At 31.8% G+C, this 19,294-nt stretch carries 14 protein-coding genes and 1 rRNA gene; 8 read left to right on the plus strand and 7 right to left on the minus strand.

What is annotated here, in order from left to right; all coding sequences use genetic code 11:
- Positions 1-86, plus strand: a 5S ribosomal RNA gene (rrf, locus tag BMY86_RS13225); the annotation flags it as partial.
- A gap of 494 nt (positions 87-580) precedes the next feature.
- On the opposite strand, the gene BMY86_RS00005 is transcribed toward rrf, so the two are convergent.
- Both BMY86_RS00005 and BMY86_RS00010 read right to left on the minus strand, forming a co-directional pair.
- On the minus strand, positions 581-961 hold the full coding sequence (locus BMY86_RS00005) for a PUR family DNA/RNA-binding protein (RefSeq protein ID WP_091463391.1): 381 nt from the start codon (positions 959-961) through the stop codon (positions 581-583).
- Between the two features lie 70 nt (positions 962-1,031).
- Complete coding sequence (locus BMY86_RS00010; protein ID WP_091463392.1) at positions 1,032-2,795, minus strand: ABC transporter ATP-binding protein; 1,764 nt, start codon at positions 2,793-2,795, stop codon at positions 1,032-1,034.
- Between the two features lie 176 nt (positions 2,796-2,971).
- Between BMY86_RS00010 and BMY86_RS00015 the strand changes: the two genes are divergently transcribed.
- From BMY86_RS00015 to yajC, 4 genes are all read left to right on the plus strand, one after another.
- The gene (locus BMY86_RS00015; protein WP_091463394.1) at positions 2,972-4,078 is read left to right on the plus strand and encodes a Glu/Leu/Phe/Val family dehydrogenase; all 1,107 of its coding nucleotides are present in this window, start codon (positions 2,972-2,974) and stop codon (positions 4,076-4,078) included.
- 80 nt (positions 4,079-4,158) lie between these two features.
- The gene (gene nusB, locus BMY86_RS00020; RefSeq protein ID WP_177177093.1) at positions 4,159-5,100 is read left to right on the plus strand and encodes a transcription antitermination factor NusB; all 942 of its coding nucleotides are present in this window, start codon (positions 4,159-4,161) and stop codon (positions 5,098-5,100) included.
- Positions 5,101-5,111: 11 nt separating this feature from the next.
- Positions 5,112-5,561 carry a DUF1573 domain-containing protein gene (locus BMY86_RS00025; protein WP_091463398.1) on the plus strand — a complete coding sequence of 150 codons (450 nt, stop codon included), beginning with the start codon at positions 5,112-5,114 and terminating at the stop codon, positions 5,559-5,561.
- 6 nt (positions 5,562-5,567) lie between these two features.
- Positions 5,568-5,840 (plus strand): preprotein translocase subunit YajC, encoded by a 273-nt coding sequence (gene yajC, locus BMY86_RS00030; protein ID WP_091463400.1) that lies wholly within the window; start codon positions 5,568-5,570, stop codon positions 5,838-5,840.
- Between the two features lie 110 nt (positions 5,841-5,950).
- On the opposite strand, the gene pepT is transcribed toward yajC, so the two are convergent.
- From pepT to BMY86_RS00045, 3 genes are all read right to left on the minus strand, one after another.
- The gene (pepT, locus tag BMY86_RS00035; RefSeq protein WP_091463403.1) at positions 5,951-7,198 is read right to left on the minus strand and encodes a peptidase T; all 1,248 of its coding nucleotides are present in this window, start codon (positions 7,196-7,198) and stop codon (positions 5,951-5,953) included.
- 84 nt (positions 7,199-7,282) lie between these two features.
- A complete protein-coding gene (locus BMY86_RS00040) occupies positions 7,283-8,278 on the minus strand; it encodes an energy transducer TonB (protein ID WP_245745573.1) in 996 nt (331 codons plus the stop codon).
- Between the two features lie 242 nt (positions 8,279-8,520).
- On the minus strand, positions 8,521-9,747 hold the full coding sequence (locus tag BMY86_RS00045; protein ID WP_091463405.1) for a Glu/Leu/Phe/Val dehydrogenase dimerization domain-containing protein: 1,227 nt from the start codon (positions 9,745-9,747) through the stop codon (positions 8,521-8,523).
- A 105-nt stretch (positions 9,748-9,852) separates the two neighbouring features.
- On the opposite strand from BMY86_RS00045, the gene BMY86_RS00050 reads away from it, so the two are divergent.
- Positions 9,853-10,446, plus strand: coding sequence for a TetR/AcrR family transcriptional regulator (locus tag BMY86_RS00050; protein WP_091463407.1), 594 nt, complete (start codon positions 9,853-9,855; stop codon positions 10,444-10,446).
- Between the two features lie 50 nt (positions 10,447-10,496).
- On the plus strand, positions 10,497-11,333 hold the full coding sequence (locus tag BMY86_RS00055; RefSeq protein WP_091463409.1) for an alpha/beta hydrolase: 837 nt from the start codon (positions 10,497-10,499) through the stop codon (positions 11,331-11,333).
- Positions 11,334-11,520: 187 nt separating this feature from the next.
- On the opposite strand, the gene BMY86_RS00060 is transcribed toward BMY86_RS00055, so the two are convergent.
- Complete coding sequence (locus BMY86_RS00060) at positions 11,521-12,585, minus strand: anhydro-N-acetylmuramic acid kinase (RefSeq protein ID WP_091463411.1); 1,065 nt, start codon at positions 12,583-12,585, stop codon at positions 11,521-11,523.
- Between the two features lie 95 nt (positions 12,586-12,680).
- Here BMY86_RS00060 and BMY86_RS00065 point away from each other — a divergent pair, with 95 nt between their 5' ends.
- A complete protein-coding gene (locus BMY86_RS00065; RefSeq protein WP_091463413.1) occupies positions 12,681-13,820 on the plus strand; it encodes an acyl-CoA dehydrogenase in 1,140 nt (379 codons plus the stop codon).
- Between the two features lie 68 nt (positions 13,821-13,888).
- Here the strand turns inward: BMY86_RS00065 and BMY86_RS00070 are convergent, their stop codons facing one another.
- Positions 13,889-19,078 (minus strand): Ig-like domain-containing protein, encoded by a 5,190-nt coding sequence (locus tag BMY86_RS00070; RefSeq protein WP_091463415.1) that lies wholly within the window; start codon positions 19,076-19,078, stop codon positions 13,889-13,891.
- Positions 19,079-19,294: the final 216 nt, after the last annotated feature.

Consider the following 19,294-nt stretch of genomic DNA (forward strand, 5'->3'; position numbering starts at 1 on the left):
CACCTCTTACCTTTCCGAACAGAGAAGTTAAGCCCAACTGCGCAGATGGTACTGCATTTTTGTGGGAGAGTATGTCGCCGCCTTCTTTTATTAAGTCCTTCAAGTTTTACTTGAAGGACTTTTTTTTGTTATTGGTACGGCGTGTTCACTTGTTTTTTAACAAGTTCGGTTCGCTGCCTTCTTTTATTAAGTCCTTCAAGTTTTATTTGAAGGACTTTTTTTTTATTCTATATCGTCTTATATAGACGATTTTTGTTTTTATAATAAAATGGTCTTGTGGAAACCAATGCGTTAGTGGGTGAAGCGGCATCCTTTTTTATCTACAAGGAAGAAGGAAGGAATAAAAAAGATAGAGAAAACACACGACCTCGTTTAAAGCTAAACCTTTTTTGAAAAGGATACCTCTTAAACGAGGGAACGCCCAAAATAATTATTAAATACCAGTCGAATAGATTATTGGAGAATAAAAGTATCCTGAAAATAAATGGTTCAATATTAGAAGGTTGTTGAAATTAGAGCGATACTAAATTTAAAAAGAGGTAAAAAAAATCCCGAACATTGTTCGGGATTTTTTTATTTATTAAATATCATCAAAATCTACATCTGTAAAACTGTTTTTTGAAGAAGTAGTAGTTTCTTCAATAATTCTTTCTACAAAAGATTCTTTTTTGAAATCTTTTTGGTGTCTTTCTGAAATAACTTCTTCGCCCTTATGGTTTACTACATATTGTGTCATTTCATTTAATATTTCATTAAAAGCAGCAAAATCTTCTTTGTATAAATAGATTTTATGTTTTTTAAAGTGATAAGAACCATCTTCTTCTGTAAACTTCTTACTTTCTGTAATTGTAATGTAGTAATCGTCTGCTTTTGTAGCTCTAACATCAAAAAAATACGTTCTTCTTCCTGCTCTTAATACTTTAGAAAAAATATCTTTTTCTAATAAATCTTTATCATTCATAATCCTGCTTACGATAATTAATTGGTTAAGTTATTCAAAAATCTAAAAAAAAATAATACGAACCAATTTTTTAGGCATTTTCTTTTTCTGAAAGTTGTTTGAAATATAATTTTTTATAATAACCTTCAATGTTTACTAATTGGTTATGAGTACCTTCCTGAATAATTTTACCGTCTTCTAAAACAATAATTTTATTAGCGTTTTTGGCAGCTGAAGCTCGATGTGTTACTATAATTGTAGTTTTATCTTTAAATAGCTTCTTAAAATTGTTTAAGATTTTTTCTTCTGTTTCAGTATCAACAGCACTTAAGCAATCATCTAAAATTAATAAAGGTGCCTCTTTAATAATTGCCCTTGCAATAGAAACACGTTGCTTTTGTCCGCCAGAAAGTGTAATTCCTCTTTCCCCTAAAATAGTTTCGTATTTATTTGAAAAAGAATTTATATTATCATGTACAACGGCCATTTTTGCTGCCTCAATTATTTCTTCATCAGAAGCATTGTTGTTACCAAATTTGATGTTGTTTTTAATAGTGTCTGAAAATAAAAAAGGATCTTGAGGAACAACACTGATACTATTCCTTAAATGATTTAAATCATAATCTTTTAAATCAGTACCATCAATTTTTATTTTTGAAACACCATTTACATCGTGTATTCTCGTTAACAATGATAATATTGTAGATTTTCCAGAACCAGTATTTCCTAAAATAGCTATTGTTTGTTCCTTTTCTATCGTAAAACTAATATTGTCTAATGCTATAATATTTGTATCGTCATACGTATAACTTACATTTTCAAATGTAATGTTTCCTTCAATAGGATTAGATATTGAACCAATATTTTGTATTTCAGGTTGTTCTTGTAAAAACTCGTTAATTCTTTTTTGTGACGCTTCAGCCTCTTGAACTAATGAAGACACCCAGCCAAAAGATGCAACGGGCCAAACTAACATGCCTATATATAAAAGGAATTGAGCAATGACTCCAATGTCTTTAATTTCGCCTCGGGTATACATTTGTCCGCCCACATAAATTACAATCAAATAACTTAATCCAATTAATAATACCATTAAAGGTCCAAATAAGGCTTGTGTTTTAGCTAATGATAAGTTTTTTTCTTTACTGATTGTTGAAAGTTTTTCAAATTCATGAATTCTGTCATTTTCTAAAGAATAGGCTTTTATGACTCTAATTCCGGAGAAAAATTCTTGTGTAAAGGATGAAAGTGTAGATAAATTTTGTTGATAAGCGGTACTTTTTTTATTGATTCGTTTACTTAAAACAAAAATGCTATAAGATAAAATTGGAAGTGGTAATAAAGAATATATCGTCAACTTTACATTGATAGCAGACATACTAATAATAATAGCAGCAAAACGAATTGCAGTATTTATCGTATACATTACAGCCGGACCAACATACATTCTTACTTTGCCAACATCTTCACTAATACGATTCATTAAATCTCCTGTTCTATTCTTTTTATAAAAGTTTTGAGACAGATTTTGGTAATGATTAAAGATTTCATTTTTTAAATCGAATTCAACATATCTCGACATAACAATTAACGTTTGTCGCATTAAGAATGTTAGGAAACCTGCAATTAAAGTACAGGCAAAAATTAAAGCGATGTTCTTAAATAATTCTTTTTTTAAGGAAACCGTGTCGTGATTTTGAGATTTTAAATAAATTTCAATTGCTTTTATTGATTTTCCAATTAGTTCTGGAGTGTATAAAGAGAAGATTTGAGCTACAATTGTAATGATAATACCTAGCAAAAATCGATACTTGTATTTTATGAAATATTTATTTAAATATTGTAATTCTTTCATTTATGGTAAGAATGTAAAATTAATTCAGTTGTTTATGGTATAAAATTAGCAAAAAATTGAAATTATTTGCAATTTATGAAATTATTGATTTAATAAAAATAATACAAAAAACATGAATTATTTAGAATTTATATTTATTTTTGTATCTAAACATTGAAAATAAATCAATATTACTCATGACAGCAGATTTAATTAATACAAATGAGCTACATAAAGTAGATCCTGTTTTTGGTCAAGTTTCTTTTGACGGACACGAGCAAGTTGTTTTTTGTAATGACAAAGATACAGGATTGAAAGCAATTATTGGAATTCATAACACAGTTCTTGGACCAGCTTTAGGTGGAACAAGAATGTGGAAATATTCTAACGAGTGGGAAGCGTTAAACGACGTTTTAAGATTATCTCGTGGAATGTCATTCAAATCATCAATTTCTGGATTAAATTTAGGTGGAGGTAAAGCGGTTATCATTGGTGACGCTAAAACTGAGAAAACTCCTGAATTAATGAGAAAATTTGGTGAGTATGTACATTCTTTATCTGGAAAGTATATTACTGCTGAAGATGTAGGAATGGAAACTAAAGACATGGACACAGTAAGAGACGTTACTCCTTATGTAACGGGAATTTCTGAAAGCCGTGGTGGTTCTGGAAATCCTTCTCCAATTACAGCTTATGGTGTATTCATGGGTATGAAAGCTGCTGCAAAATATAAATTTGGAGTAGACACTTTAGAAGGTAAAAAAGTATTAGTTCAAGGTATTGGTCACGTTGGTGAAGTATTAGTACAACACTTAACAAATGAAGGTGCTATTGTAACTATTTCAGATATTAATGAAGGAAGATTACATGATGTGGGTTCTAAATATGGGGCTAAAATTTTTACTGGAAACGATTTATATAGTTTAGATGTAGATATTTATGCACCTTGTGCTTTAGGAGCTACAATTAACGATGATACAATTAGTAAAATTCAAGCTAAAGTTATTGCTGGTGCTGCTAATAACCAATTAGCAAACGAAGTGGTTCACGGTAAATTATTAAAAGAAAAAGGAATTTTATATGCTCCTGATTTCTTAATCAATGCTGGTGGTGTAATTAATGTTTATTCAGAATTAGCGAATTTAACTTCTGCTCAAGTAATGGAGAAAACTGAAAATATCTACAACACAGCAATGGATATTTTCAATTTATCTGAAGCAAATAATATTACAACTCATCAAGCTGCATTGAACATTGCTCAAAAAAGAATTGATGACAGAAAAAAAGAATTACAAAACAAATAATTCTTTAAAATAAAAAATCGTAAATTTGTCCCGTTGATTTTGTTTAATCAACGGGATTAATTTTTTTAAAGTTCTTAGCCATGCTCAACAGAAGACATTTTAGAGTAAAAGTGATGCAAACCATTTACGCAATGCATCAACACGAATCTGATTCATTAGATAAAGAAGAAAAATTCTTGTTTCAAAGTATTGAAAATTCTCAAGACTTATACCTTCTTATGATTGCTTTATTTGATGAATTACAATTAAAAGAAAGAGCATACTTAGAAGTAGCATCCAAAAAACACTTAGCTACAAAAGCAGAACGAAACCCAAATTTAAAATTTGTTAATAATAGTTTCTTTAAAATTATTTCTAATAATAGCGTTTTTTATGACCGTTTAGAAGAAAGAAAAATTACGAATTGGAAACTTAATGACGATTGTGTTTTATTTGTGTTAGAGGCGATAAAAGACTCGGAATTGTACAAAAGATACATGTCAATTGAAGAAGTAGATTTCAGAAAAGATATCTTATTTATGTTTGATATTTTCAATGAAGTGATTGCTCCAAATGAGAAATTATACGATTATTTAGAAGACTATAAAATTACTTGGGTAGATGATATTCCTGTAATTAATACTTTAATTTCTAAACAAATTAAAAGTATTAAATCTGCTGACGACGTATTAGAATTACCTAACGTTTTCAAAGATTTAGACGATAAAGAATTTGTTAGAAATTTATTTAGAAAAACTGTTTTAAATGAACTAGAATTTGCAGCGGCTTACGAAAATAAAACGCCAAATTGGGATAAAGAACGTATTGCAGAATTAGATACTATCATTCTTAAAATGGCAATTTGTGAGTTGTTGAAATTCCCTTCTATTCCAGTTAAAGTAACAATGAATGAATATTTAGAAATTGCTAAAGAATATTCTACACCAAAAAGTAGTATATTTATCAATGGAATTCTAGATAATTTAGTGAAAGAATTTCAAACGGAAGAAAAAATTAAAAAAACAGGTAGAGGTTTATTATAAAATTTTATTTGATGAAAAAATTAATTAGAACACTTTTAGTTGGATGCCTTTTAGTATCATTTTCATGTAAAAAGAAAGATGAAAATGCTATTTCAAATTCAGAAATGCAAAACGAAGCAAAACCATACGTAGAAAGCGAAGTGGGTAAAACTAAAGTTGAATTTGACCGATTAGTACATAATTTTGGTAAAATTGAACAAGGTGAAGTGGTTGAAACTACGTTCCATATTAAAAACGTTGGTGATAACGACTTGTATATTTTAGATGCCCATGGTTCTTGTGGTTGTACGGTTCCTCAAGTTGAAAAAGATGTTGTTAAGCCTGGTGATTCTACTCCAATTAATGTAAAATTCGATTCAAACGGAAAAAAAGGTGATCTAACTAAAACAATTAATATTCGTTGTAATACCGAAAATGCAATCGAACAAGTAAAAATCAAAGTAAGTATAAAAGCAAAATAATTTAATATGAATACTACAGTAATTATTCAATTGGTGTTAATGGTAGCAGTGTTTTACTTCTTAATCATTATGCCTAAAAACAAAAAAATAAAATTAGAAAAGGAATTTTTAACGAATTTAAAAGTGGGTGATAAAGTAATCACTATTGCTGGTATTCATGGTAAAGTTGCTGAAATTTCTGAAACTACAATTGTTATGGAAACAATGTCAGGAAAATTAAAAATTGAAAAGAGTTCTATTTCTGCAGAAATGAGTTTAAAATTGAAAGAAACGAAATAGTTTTTTTAATAATTCAATATAAAAAATCCCAAATTCAATATTGAATTTGGGATTTTTTTATGCTATAAAATTCCGAAATTTTGGAATTTGGAATTTGATATTTGTAGTTTTTATTTCTTATTCTGAATTGCGTTTAATTCAGCAATCTTAACAATTACTTCTACCGCTTTTTGCATACTTTCTACAGGAACATATTCGTATTTTCCATGGAAATTATGTCCGCCAGCAAAAATATTCGGACAAGGTAATCCCATAAAAGATAAACGCGAACCATCTGTTCCACCACGAATAGGTTTAATTAATGGTTTAATGTTCAATTCTTTCATTGCTTGCTCTGCTAATTTTACAATATGCATAACTGGAGCAACCTTATCACGCATGTTGTAATATTGATCTTTGATTTCTAAAATAGCAATGTCTTCACCAAATTGTTTTTGGTATTTTTTGTTGATTTTAGCAACCACTTCTTCAACATATTCTTTACGTTTTTCGAATTTATTTCGGTTGTGATCTCTAATAATTAATTGAACTAAAGTATCTTCAATACTACCTTGAATATTCGTTACATGGAAAAATCCTTCGTAATTTTTAGTTGTTTCTGGAGTTTCGTCTTTCGGTAATTTACTGATGAATTTGTTCGCTAATAGCATTGAATTGATCATTTTACCTTTTGCATATCCTGGGTGAACACTCTTTCCTTTAAATCTGATTTTAACTCCAGCTGCATTAAAGTTTTCATATTCTAATTCTCCAATCTGACTTCCGTCCATTGTATAGGCCCAATCTGCACCAAACTTTTCAACATCAAAATGATCTGCACCACGACCAATTTCTTCATCTGGTGTAAAACACACTTTTAATGTACCGTGTTTAATTTGCGGATTTTGAACTAAATATTCCATAGCAGTCATAATTTCTGTAATTCCTGCTTTGTCGTCTGCACCTAATAAAGTCGTTCCGTCAGTAGTAATTAAAGTCTGACCTTTGTATAATAACAAATCTTTAAAATAAGATGGAGAAAGTACAATATTCAATTCTTTGTTTAAAACGATATCACCACCATCGTAATTTTTAACTATTTGTGGTTTAACATCTTTTCCAGTGAAATCTGGAGTAGTATCGAAGTGAGAAACAAATCCGATTGTTGGAACTTCATAATCTAAATTACTTGGTAAAGTAGCCATAACATACGATTTATCATCAATAGAAACGTCTGATAAACCAATTTGTTTTAATTCTTCTACTAATTTATTAGCTAAATCCCATTGTTTAGCTGTACTTGGAGTTGTATTTGATTCTGGATCCGATTCTGTATCAACAGTAACATACCCAATAAAACGATCGATTATATGTTGCATTTTTTTGTGTTTAAAGAGATGCAAATATAATGGATTTGATTAAGATAAAAGTAAAAAGATAAAAGTAAAAAGTTTGTGAAAATTTTAAAATGAAAAATTGTATGTAATGTTTCCAACTTGTTTTTCAGCTGCAGTTTCGCTTGGTTGCCATCTTGTTTGATAAGCATATTTTTTAGCAAGTGCAATTAAACAAGCATCAGCAGTAGAACCTTTTCCATTTACTGCAGATATTACTTTTCCTGAACGATCAACCGTAACTTCAATTATTACACGTCCAGATTGATTACAATCGTTATCAGTTGGTGGAATGTATGCAGTTCTTCTTCCTGCTAAATTATAATTTCCTTTACCAATGCCACTTCCGTTTCCGCCTCCAGAACCAGAGCCACTTCCAGGACCTGTTCCTGTTCCATTACCCGTTCCGTTTCCGCCTCCAGTTCCGCCACCAGAACCGCCGCTTCCATAGTATCCATTAGAATTTAAATTACCATTAGCAGAACCTTGATTACCACTTGAACTAGAATTTCCATCGCCACCTTTGTTTTTTCCTTTAATCATATTTGATAAAGCACTGTTAGGTTTTTTAACCGGTGTTTTAGGGTTTTCTACGGGTTTGGTTTCGGTAGGTTTTTTATCTTTTGGTTTGATATTTGTTTTGGGTGGAGTAGTAACATTTGCTCCAACATTATCTTGAGTTAATATATCATCTGGAACAGATTCTTCCGGTTCAGAAGCAATTTCTTTCATGTTTACTTCCAATGTTTCATTTAAATAATCATTTCCTTTTCCAAAATCAGTATCTCCGAAATTAACAGATACACCGCCACCACCGCCACCTTCAGCGATTAATAAAGCCGTTTTATTGTTGTAAGGAGGCCAAAATCGAATGAAAAATAATAAAATGATAATACAAAGTACAGAATGTGTAGTAACAATTAAAGATTGCTTAGAATCTGTTAGTTTTGTTTTCTTTACATAATGAAATACAACCCAAATAGAAATAGCTAAAATGATAAATAGCACTAGACCGAAAAATCCATGTTCGTATAATAATTTTAGTATTTTTAAAATTGCATTCATTCTTTGGGTTTGATTTATTAACGAATAAAAGTACTAAAAATTGTTGAAATGCAATGAATTTTTTAGTTAAGATAGTTGTAAATTGCTTTTTTCTAATAAAATTATCCTAAAAAGTTTTTAATTAGAAGCGATTGTTAGTAAATAAATTACTTCAATTATTATTGAATATGAATGGCTTTAAAATAAAAAAACTACGTTAAAAATACATTTAACATAGTTTTCAAAGAAATTAATTGTGTTGTTTATACCAATTGTTTCAATGCAATTTCATAAGCTCTAGCGCTAATGTTTGTTTTGCTTGAATTGATATCAAAAGTTTTTTGAATGGCACGACCAATAATTTCAGAAGCATCGTTAAAAATTGCTTCGTCTGTCATTTGAACTTTTTTCTCCATAAAATAAGCAAATACTCTTGCCATTCCACAGTTTGAAATGAAGTCTGGAATTAAACTTACTTTATTGTCAGTTTCTTCCATAATTGGTCCGTAGAAGATTTCTTTGTCTGCAAAAGGTACATTTGCACCACAAGAAATAACTTCTAATCCAGCTGCAATCATGTTATCTACATTTTCTTTAGATACAATTCTTGAAGCCGCACATGGAGCGAAAATTTGAGCGCCAACTTTCCAAATTTTCTCATTGATTTCAGCAAATGGAATCATTTGATCTGAAACTAATTTATTTCCATCTTTATTTCTGAATAGTTCTGTAATTTCTTCAAATGTAAATCCATTTTCATTAATTACTCCACCATCTCTATCGATAATTCCTACTACTTTAGCACCCATTTTTGCTAAATAAAAGGCTGCAGCAGAACCTACATTTCCAAATCCTTGTACAATTGCTTTTTTACCTACAACACTTCCACCGTAAATTGTATAGAAATGTTTAACAGCTTCAGCAACACCGTAACCTGTAATCATATCAGCAACAGTGTATTTTTTTGACAAATCTGGAGTAAATTCTCCATTTTCAATCACTTTAATTACACCTTGACGTAATTGTCCAATTCTGTTGATTTTGTCAGCTTCAGTTGGTTTAAAGTGTCCGTTAAAAACACCTTCTTGTGGATGCCAAACACCACATTCTTCAGTCATAGGAATAACTTCGTGAATTTCATCTACATTTAAATCACCACCCGTTCCATAATAATTTTTCAATAATGGAGAAACGGCTTTATACCAACGCTCTAATACTCCTTTTTTACGAGGATCAGCTGGGTCAAAATTAATACCCGATTTTGCTCCACCAATTGCAGGACCAGATACTGAGAATTTTACTTCCATCGTTTTTGCTAAAGAAAGTACTTCGTTTTGATCTAAACCTTTTCTCATACGTGTACCACCACCAGCAGCACCACCGCGTAAAGAATTAATTACTGTCCAACCTTCAGCTTCCGTTTCAGGATCTTTCCAATTGAATACAATTTCCGGTTCTTTATTTTCGAATTTATGTAATAAATCTTTCATAATAAATGTTCTTAATTTTGATATGCAAATTTAACTTTTTCAAATGACGAAAAAAGAAAATTTAGTATTTTTTTGTAATTTTGATACCAATTGGTATCTTTGCATATGCGATCATCAGAATTAACCAAAGCTAAAGTGCTTAAAGAAGCGACTACTCTTTTTAATACAAAAGGGTATAAATCTACGTCGTTGAGTGATATTACTGATGCTACGGGCTTAACGAAGGGTGCAATTTACAGACATTTTGAAAGTAAAGAGAGCCTTGAAATTGAAGCTTTTCAAAAGATGATGCAGGCTATTTTCATCACTTTAAATGAAAAAATTAAGGCTGAAAATAACACTCGTGATAAACTTTTTTGTGTGTTAGATTTATTTAAAAGTTACATTACAAATCCGCTTATTAATGGTGGTTGTCCATTATTAAATGTGGCTGTTGAAGTAGATGATACCAACTTGGAATTGAAGCAAAAAGCACAACAAGCTTTAACGGTTTTTAGAGAATCTGTTGAGAAGATTATTATAAATGGTAAAACCCATAAACAAGTTGGAGCTGTTGTAAATGAAAAACTTGTGGCTACAGTATTGATTTCCAGCTTGGAAGGTGGTGTTATGATGAGTAAGTTACAAAATTCAAATTCCGATATTGAGATAGTAGTAAATCATTTAAAAAATTGGATTGTATCCGATATTTTATTGTAAAAAAATTTGTCAAATTTGATACCGATTGGTATCTTAAAAAGAAAATAATTATGAATTTTAAGAAAATAATGCAAAAATCGATGGGTTTTTATTTCAATTTTTTGTCATTTGTAAACCCAAAAAAGCTAAAAAAAGACGGATTTGAACTTTTTTGTAATCCATTCGCTAGAAAAGTGAAACCACATCAATTAGAATTTTTACAAAAAGGTATTTCTGATGTTTTAGATTTAGAAGGATATCAAATTCAAACCTATAAATGGGGAAGTGGTAGCAAACATATTTTATTGGTTCATGGATGGGCGAGTCATTCTTTTCGTTGGAAAAATTACATTGAGCATTTAATAAAAAATGATTTTACGGTTTATGCGTTGGATGCGCCTGCTCACGGATTATCCTCTGGAAAATCGATACATGTGGTTTTGTATGCAAAAGTGATTAATGCTTTTTTAGAATTGCATTCTGAAATCAAATCAATTGTGAGTCATTCTATTGGTGGATTCGCTACTACGTATTTTTTAGATCAATATAAAGAACATACGATTGAAAAAGTGGTTATTATGGGTGCGCCTGGTGAAGCTTCCGATTTCTTCGATTTTTATAAAGAAACCTTAGGTTTAACAACAAAATCGTTAAACTTAATTATCGATGAGTTTTATAGTCAATTAGGGAAATTACCTAGTTATTTTTCAAGTGCAAAATTTGCTGAAAGTATAATGGTTCCGGCATTAATTGTACATGATAAAAACGATTTGGCTACAAATTATTATTATTCTATCCGATTAAATAAACATTGGAAAAATAGCGAATTAATTTTAACCGAAGGTTTAGGTCACGATTTAAAAAGTAAAGAATTAGTAAAACAAGTTACAGAATTTGTTTTAAATTAAATTATTATTGTTTTCAACTTAAGCAAGAAACTTGTTTTCTGTTGGTTTTTGCCACGAATTCACGAATTATAATTTTAAAAGGTCCGAATTAATTCGATTTTCATCTTCGATGAAAAAAATTGAACGATATTTTAATAAAGTAAAAAAAGAAAATTCGTGAATTCGTGGCAAAAAAATATTCAAAAAACTATTCAAAAATTTCACCTGAACTATGATCGTGTTTTGCCCCAGTTACACTTGCTAAAACATTAATTTCATTACGTAATTTTAATACACCTAATAAAGCAAAAATTAAAGCTTCTTTAAATTTTATCGTTTTTTCGTCAGGAATTATAATTTCAATAGTTGGTAATTGCGCTTTCATTCTTTCAATAAGAAAATCGTTATAAACACCACCGCCAGAAACTAATAGTTTACCTGATTTTGATTGCAATACGTTACCAATTTGAAAAGCAATGTGTTCGGTAAAAGTTCGCATTTTATCTTCTGTTGAAATTTGGTAACGTTCTATAATCGGTAAAACGGTTTCTTTTACAAATTCAAAACCTAACGATTTTGGATATGATTTATGAAAGAATTCTAAGTTATTTAATTCTTCATATAATTCTGAATTCAAATTTCCAGAAGCAGAAATCTTACCTTTATCATCATATTCTAATCCGAAAGTATTTGCATAGAAATTTAAAACCGTATTAACGGGTGAAATATCAAAAGCAATTCGTTGGTTATTTGCTTCAAAAGAAATATTTGAAAATCCGCCTAAATTCAAACAGTAATCGAAATCTGAAAATAAAATTCTATCACCAATTGGAACTAATGGTGCGCCTTGTCCGCCTAAATTAACATCTTGAACACGGAAATCACAAACCACTTTTTGATGAGTAATTTTTGCAATTTCTGGTAAATTTCCAATTTGTAACGTAAATCCATTTTGTGGTTGGTGCAAAATCGTATGACCGTGAGAACAAACCGCATCTAAATTTGAAATATTATTTTTTAGAATAAAATCAGAAATTATATTGCCTAATAAATTAGTGTATTCTAAATTTAATTCTGAAAGTTCATCTTTACTGAAATTGATTCCGTTTTTAAGTTTTGAAATAATTTCATTCGAATAAGAAATGGTATCACATTCGTAAATTTCATACGACCATTTGTGGTTGTTAATTTCAAATTTTATGTGAGCTAAATCGACTCCATCCAATGAAGTTCCCGACATCACTCCGATAACGTTATAGTTCTCTTTATGCATGGGTTAAAATTACAAATTGTTATTGAAAATTTGATAATTTTTACCTACATTTGAGCACATTTTTTAAAAAATATAAAATAAAATAACGCATTAATATGGATTTTAATTTAACCGAAGAACACTTAATGATTCAGCAAGCAGCTAGAGATTTTGCTGTTAATGAACTTTTACCAGGTGTAATTGAGAGAGATGAACACTCTATTTTCCCAACTGAACAAGTTAAAAAAATGGGAGAACTAGGATTTTTAGGAATGATGGTTGACCCAAAATATGGTGGTGCTGGTTTAGACAGTATTTCTTATGTATTGGCTATGGAAGAAATTGCAAAAGTAGATGCTTCTGCAGCTGTAATTATGTCGGTTAACAATTCATTAGTTTGTGCTGGTTTAGAAAAATACGGTTCTGAAGAACAAAAAGTTAAATATTTAACACCACTTGCTAAAGGTGAAGTTATTGGAGCTTTCTGTTTATCTGAGCCAGAAGCAGGTTCTGATGCAACTTCTCAAAGAACAACTGCTGTAGATATGGGAGATCATTATTTAGTAAACGGTACTAAAAACTGGATTACGAATGGTGGTACTGCATCTACTTATTTATTAATTGCTCAAACGGATGCTTCTAAAGGACACAAAGGAATTAACGTTCTTATTGTTGAAAAAGGAATGCCAGGTTTTGAAGTTGGTCCAAAAGAAAAGAAAATGGGTATCCGTGGATCTGATACGCATACTTTATTATTTAATGATGTAAAAGTTCCTAAAGAAAATAGAATTGGTGCTGATGGTTTCGGATTTGCTTTCGCGATGTCAACATTAAATGGTGGACGTATCGGTATTGCTTCTCAAGCTTTAGGTATCGCACAAGGTTCTTATGAATTAGCGTTAAAATATGCTCAAGAACGTGTAGCTTTTGGTAAACCAATTTTCAACCACCAAGCTATTGCATTCAAATTAGCGGATATGCATGTAAAAACAACTGCAGCTAGATTATTAATTCACAAAGCAGCTTCTGAAAAAGATCAAGGTTTAGATATTGCGCATTCTGGTGCGATGGCTAAATTATATGCTTCTGAAATTGCTTTAGAAGTAGCTAATGATGCAGTTCAAATCCATGGAGGAAATGGTTATGTTTCTGAATACCATGTTGAAAGAATGATGCGTGATTCTAAGATTACTCAAATCTATGAAGGAACATCAGAAATTCAAAGAATTGTAATTTCAAGAGGATTAGTAAAATAATTATTAGTCATATAAAAATAAAAAGCCGTTCCGAATTTCAGAACGGCTTCTTTTTTTAAATTAGTTTTTTAATTTGTACTAGAAACTATGTTTTTAAGAATATGTCCTCTATTTGTTTCAATTCGAATGAAGAATACTTCACCTTTTTGATGCGTTAGAGGGAAATCAATTAATAGCTCTTTTCCTTTATATGTATCACTGTCGTATTTACTAAATAATAATGTACCTCTAGAATCAAATACTTGAATTTCAACTGGTGATTTATAATCAAAGTTGTAAAGTATTTTGAAGTTTGAAATAAACGGTACTGGATAAATAGTAAAGTCTTTATCGGTAGTTTTTTCAATAACACTTATAGTTTCAGTTGGTACAGAAACTTGTGCTCTACATTCATCAAATCCTCTATTAATGTTGTCAACAGCACTGTTGATAACGCTATGATTTAATGGAGAAATACTTCCACCACCTAAAGCTTTATTTGCTAATTGATACAAAGTACCAACAGTTGCTTCCCCATATTGATCATCTAAATAATTAATTACAGAAATGTCAATATTAAATATTTGAGTTGTACCAGGGATAATTGTATCAGATCCACAATAAGTTACATCAGCTGTAGCAAACGTTTCTTCTAATTTTACATTACTTAATGCAGGGTCATTGCCCATATTGAAGAATAGTGCCATGGTTTGAGCTAAAAGTACATTGTTGATTTTACCTTTATTAGAACCACCTGCATTTAATGGGTCATTATCTGCCCATGTTGAACCTACAGAATAAGTATTAAATCCGATTAAAGCTCTTGGAGTTCCTCCACCAGGAAGCATTTTGTAGATGTTATTTGAACCAACAACGGGATTTCCATTAATATCAGATAATAATAATCGGAAATAATTATTATTTGGAACTGAACCGAAATCTACAACCCCACCATTATTACTAACTGCCAATACCATCATGTCTTGAGAACCAGTTTGACCTAAAGTTGGAGAACAGCCTTTACCTTTGTAATTACCATAGAAACCTTGTGTGTAAGTACAGTTTGTATCTCCAACACATGGTGTTACAAATACTGTAAAATCACAAGATGCAGTATTTCCACATCCATCGACTGCAGTATAGGTAATGGTTAATGTTTGATCAACTGGGAATGGAGCGTTTAGCGCTAAATCATCAGAACGTTCTGCTGTTACAATAATTTCTCCATCACAATTATCAATTGCAAGCGGTAAAACTATTATAGGTTGTGTGTCACATCCATTTAAAGTATAATTGTCCGGACAAGTGAAAACTGGAGCTTGAGTATCTACTTTCCAACTATAAGTAATACTTTTTGGAGTAGCTACATTGCCACAACTATCAGTTACAGATGCTGTCCAAGTATGACTATAATTACATCCTTCATTTTGTACTCCGCCATCATTAACAGATACTTGTAAATTATTATCACAATTATCTGTATAACTAAAGGATGGAGTAGGAATTGATTCAGGATTACAGCCAAGATCACCACTTTGACTTTGAGATGTGATTACTGGAGCTTGCGTATCTACTTTCCAAGTGTAGGTAATACTAACAGGAACAGCAGCATTTCCACAACTATCAGTTAATGAAGCTGTCCAAGTTCTGCTTCTTCCGCAACCATTTGTTTGTACACCACCATCGTTAACGGATACTTGTAAATTGTTATCACAATTATCGGTATAACTAAAGGATGGAGTAGGAATGGATTGAGGGTTACAGCCAAGATCGCCACTTTGACTTTGAGTTGAAATTACTGGTGCTTGCGTATCTACTTTCCAAGTGTAAGTAATACTTACTGGAACAGCGGCATTTCCACAACTATCAGTTAAAGAAGCTGTCCAAGTTCTGCTTCGTCCACAACCATTAGTTTGTAATCCACCATCGCTAACAGATACTTGTAAATTATTATCACAATTATCGGTATAACTAAACGTTGGAGTAGGAATGGATTGAGGGTTACAGCCAAGATAGCCACTTTGACTTTGAGTTGAAATTACTGGTGCTTGCGTATCTACTTTCCAAGTGTAAGTAATACTAACAGGTGTTGCAACATTTCCACAACTATCAGTTAAAGATGCTGTCCAAGTTCTGCTTCTTCCACAACCATTGGTTTGTAATCCACCATCGTTAACGGATACTTGTAAATTGTTATCACAATTATCGGTATAACTAAATGATGGAGTAGGAATGGATTGAGGGTTACAGCCAAGATCGCCACTTTGACTTTGAGTTGAAATTACTGGTGCTTGCGTATCTACTTTCCAAGTGTAAGTAATACTAACAGGAATTGCAGTATTTCCACAGCCATCAGAAAGTGTTGCTGTCCAAGTTCTGCTTCGTCCACAACCATTAGTTTGTAATCCACCATCGTTAACGGATACTTGTAAATTGTTATCACAATTATCGGTATAACTAAATGAAGGAGTAGGAATGGATTGAGGGTTACAGCCTAGGTCGCCACTTTGACTTTGAGTTGAAATTACTGGAGCTTGCGTATCTACTTTCCAAGTATAAGTAATACTAACAGGAACAGCAGCATTTCCACAGCCATCAGAAAGTGTTGCTGTCCAAGTTCTGCTACGTCCACAACCATTAGTTTGTAATCCACCATCGTTAACGGATACTTGTAAATTGTTATCACAATTATCGGTATAACTAAATGTTGGAGTAGGAATGGATTGAGGGTTACAGCCTAGGTCGCCACTTTGATTTTGAGTTGAAATTACTGGTGCTTGCGTATCTACTTTCCAAGTGTAAGTAATACTAACAGGTGTTGCCGCATTTCCACAGCCATCTGAAAGTGTTGCTGTCCAAGTTCTACTACGTCCACAACCATTGGTTTGTACACCACCATCACTTACAGATACTTGTAGATTTGAATCACAATTATCAGTATATCCAAATGATGGAGCCACTATTGATGTCGGATTACAGCCTAAATCACCACTTTGATTTTGAGTAGTAATTACAGGAGGTTGAGTGTCGCCAACAACAGTGTAAACTCCTTGACAACTTCCAGATTGAGCACAGGCGTCAGAATAAGTAACAGTTGCAGTATACACAGCACCACATTTATTTGGTGCAAATATACCATCAATATCTACTACATTTCCTTGAGCGTCTTTTACTTCAATACTGTATTGTAAATTAGTTCCACCTGTTGGAGCTAAACTATTAAACCAACTTGTATAATCGGCATTTAAAGCTTCTTGAGTTTGTCCACAAGCATTAAATTGATCATTAGAACAATGTGTAGTTACTAAAGGAGGAGGATCTCTTGTTACTAAAATACTACATGCAGAAGCAGAGTCATTTGTATTTTGTACTTGATCAAATATTAAAACAGTATAATCACCTGCAGCTAAACCTGTGAATGTTACTATTCCAGGGTTATTTGCTGAAAATAATGTTGCGCCAATTTGATTTGTAAACGTTACATCACTAGTTAAATATAATTTAAATGAATATTGTGGGAATCCACCCGATCCACTTGCAGTTATAGAACCTGCAACATTACAAGGAGTTGGATCTGTATCTAGCTCACATATAATATTACAACCTAATACTGTAAATATTTCACTAATTGTTTCGCTTTTACCACAAGCATCTGTAATTGTCCATGAAACGCTAGTTTCTCCACCATTTACTGCTGGTGGTGTAGGGTTTTGTGGGCTTCTTACTAAGGTATAAGGTAAAGTACCTGTGTTTATGATTTGTATTGAGTTTAACCAACTTGTAAAATCTGCATTTAATTGTGATTGAGCTTCGGTAAAAGGAAGTCCACAATAAGATTTTGCAAAAGGTCCTATTGAAATGTCTGGTTGACTTGGGTCGGGTTGAGAAATGTTTACTTGATATTCTCCAGGACATCCTTTAGAATCTTTTACATATACTGTATAAGATCCTGCAGGTACTACAAAAGTATTTCCGGCCTGGAACGTTACGTTATCTAATGAATAAGTGTAAGAAGGTGTACCTCCAGAGGCGCTTACCGTTATTGTAGAATTTCCGCCATAACAATTAATTGGCGTATAACTAGCGGAAGCACTAGGAGTCGGGTTTATTGTTGCAATAACAGGTGCTCTAGATCCTTCACATCCATCTACCGTACAAGAAACATAAAATGTGGTTGTTTGTGAAATCGAAGTCGTATTAAATGATGGCCCAGTTCCTAATGAAGCACCGCCTGTAGCATTTGCATACCAATTAAGAGTGCCTAAACATCCGGAAGCACTTAAAGTTACACTTCCTGGACCACATCGGTTACCTGCCACAACACTAGGTGCTGGAGGAACTCCAGAAAAACCACCAGCTGCTAAATCTTGTAAAGATGCAGTTAATGATTGTGAGTTTCTAGTTTCTAATAAGAATCTTTTAAAACATGGACTTATTCCTTGTATGGTAGCTAAATCTAAACTTCCTTCAAAGAATAACGGTACAGGATAGGTATTTGCGGGTCCAGATTTTGGACTGAATGTCCAAACATCTCCATTAAACATTTGAGTTCCATTCGCACCACCAGGTACATTATAAGATTGATCATTTGAAGCCAAAGTAGCTAATACAGTATTAGGGTTAACTTGTACTAATGCTCCGGGGTTGTTTGCTGTTTTTCCAGACCACATATACACTAAAGGTTGTACTATACCCCCACCATTTGTAAAGTTACTAATGATTAAGATGTCTCCGTTAGAATGTTCACCTGTAAACGGACTAGCACTAGCGCCAGACCCTGTTGGCATTACATCATCTAGGAAAAACCAAAAACCTATTTGAGAATCACCATTAAAGGCTGCTCTGTCACCAAAGAAGTAAAGTTTTGTTCCTAATAATACAGCACCAGCATTACCGATATCACCTTTGTCATTTGAATTTCCATAAACCCATTTCCAATTTGTAGTGGGTGAAGCGTCGGTATCTTTAGAACCTTGGGTCCATTGATCATCTACACCTGTAGCATTAAATGGGTCATGTTTAAATGCTTTTTTAGTATTTGCAGCATTGTTTAAAACTCCTGGCCATTCGGAAGGATTACCATCAATAACAATTTGACTATAGGTTAAATTATTATTTAATAGTAAAATGACAAAACTAAAAACCATAATATAGTTACTAAATCTAGAATACTGAGACCAGCTACTACATAAATAGTTTAAATATACCTTTGTTAAATGGTATGTGTCACCAATTAATAAAAGGATTTTTTTTAATAGAAGTAAAATATTTTTTTTCATGATAATATTTTTATGAATGCCATATACATGACAATCTGTTTAAAGTAAACGAGTTACTGGTTTTCAATGAACATTGAAATTTTAAGAAGAATATAAATGAGAGTAGTAATGAAAACTTTATTACAGATTTAATAAAGTCAATTTCGATTTAATTGTATTAGAAGTATTATTCGGTTATACTAGTAATTCAATTATAGAGTGTCGTAATTGGGGCTT

The sequence above is a fragment of the Flavobacterium urocaniciphilum genome, from assembly GCF_900110615.1.
In the GTDB taxonomy this organism is placed as follows: Bacteria; Bacteroidota; Bacteroidia; order Flavobacteriales; family Flavobacteriaceae; genus Flavobacterium; species Flavobacterium urocaniciphilum.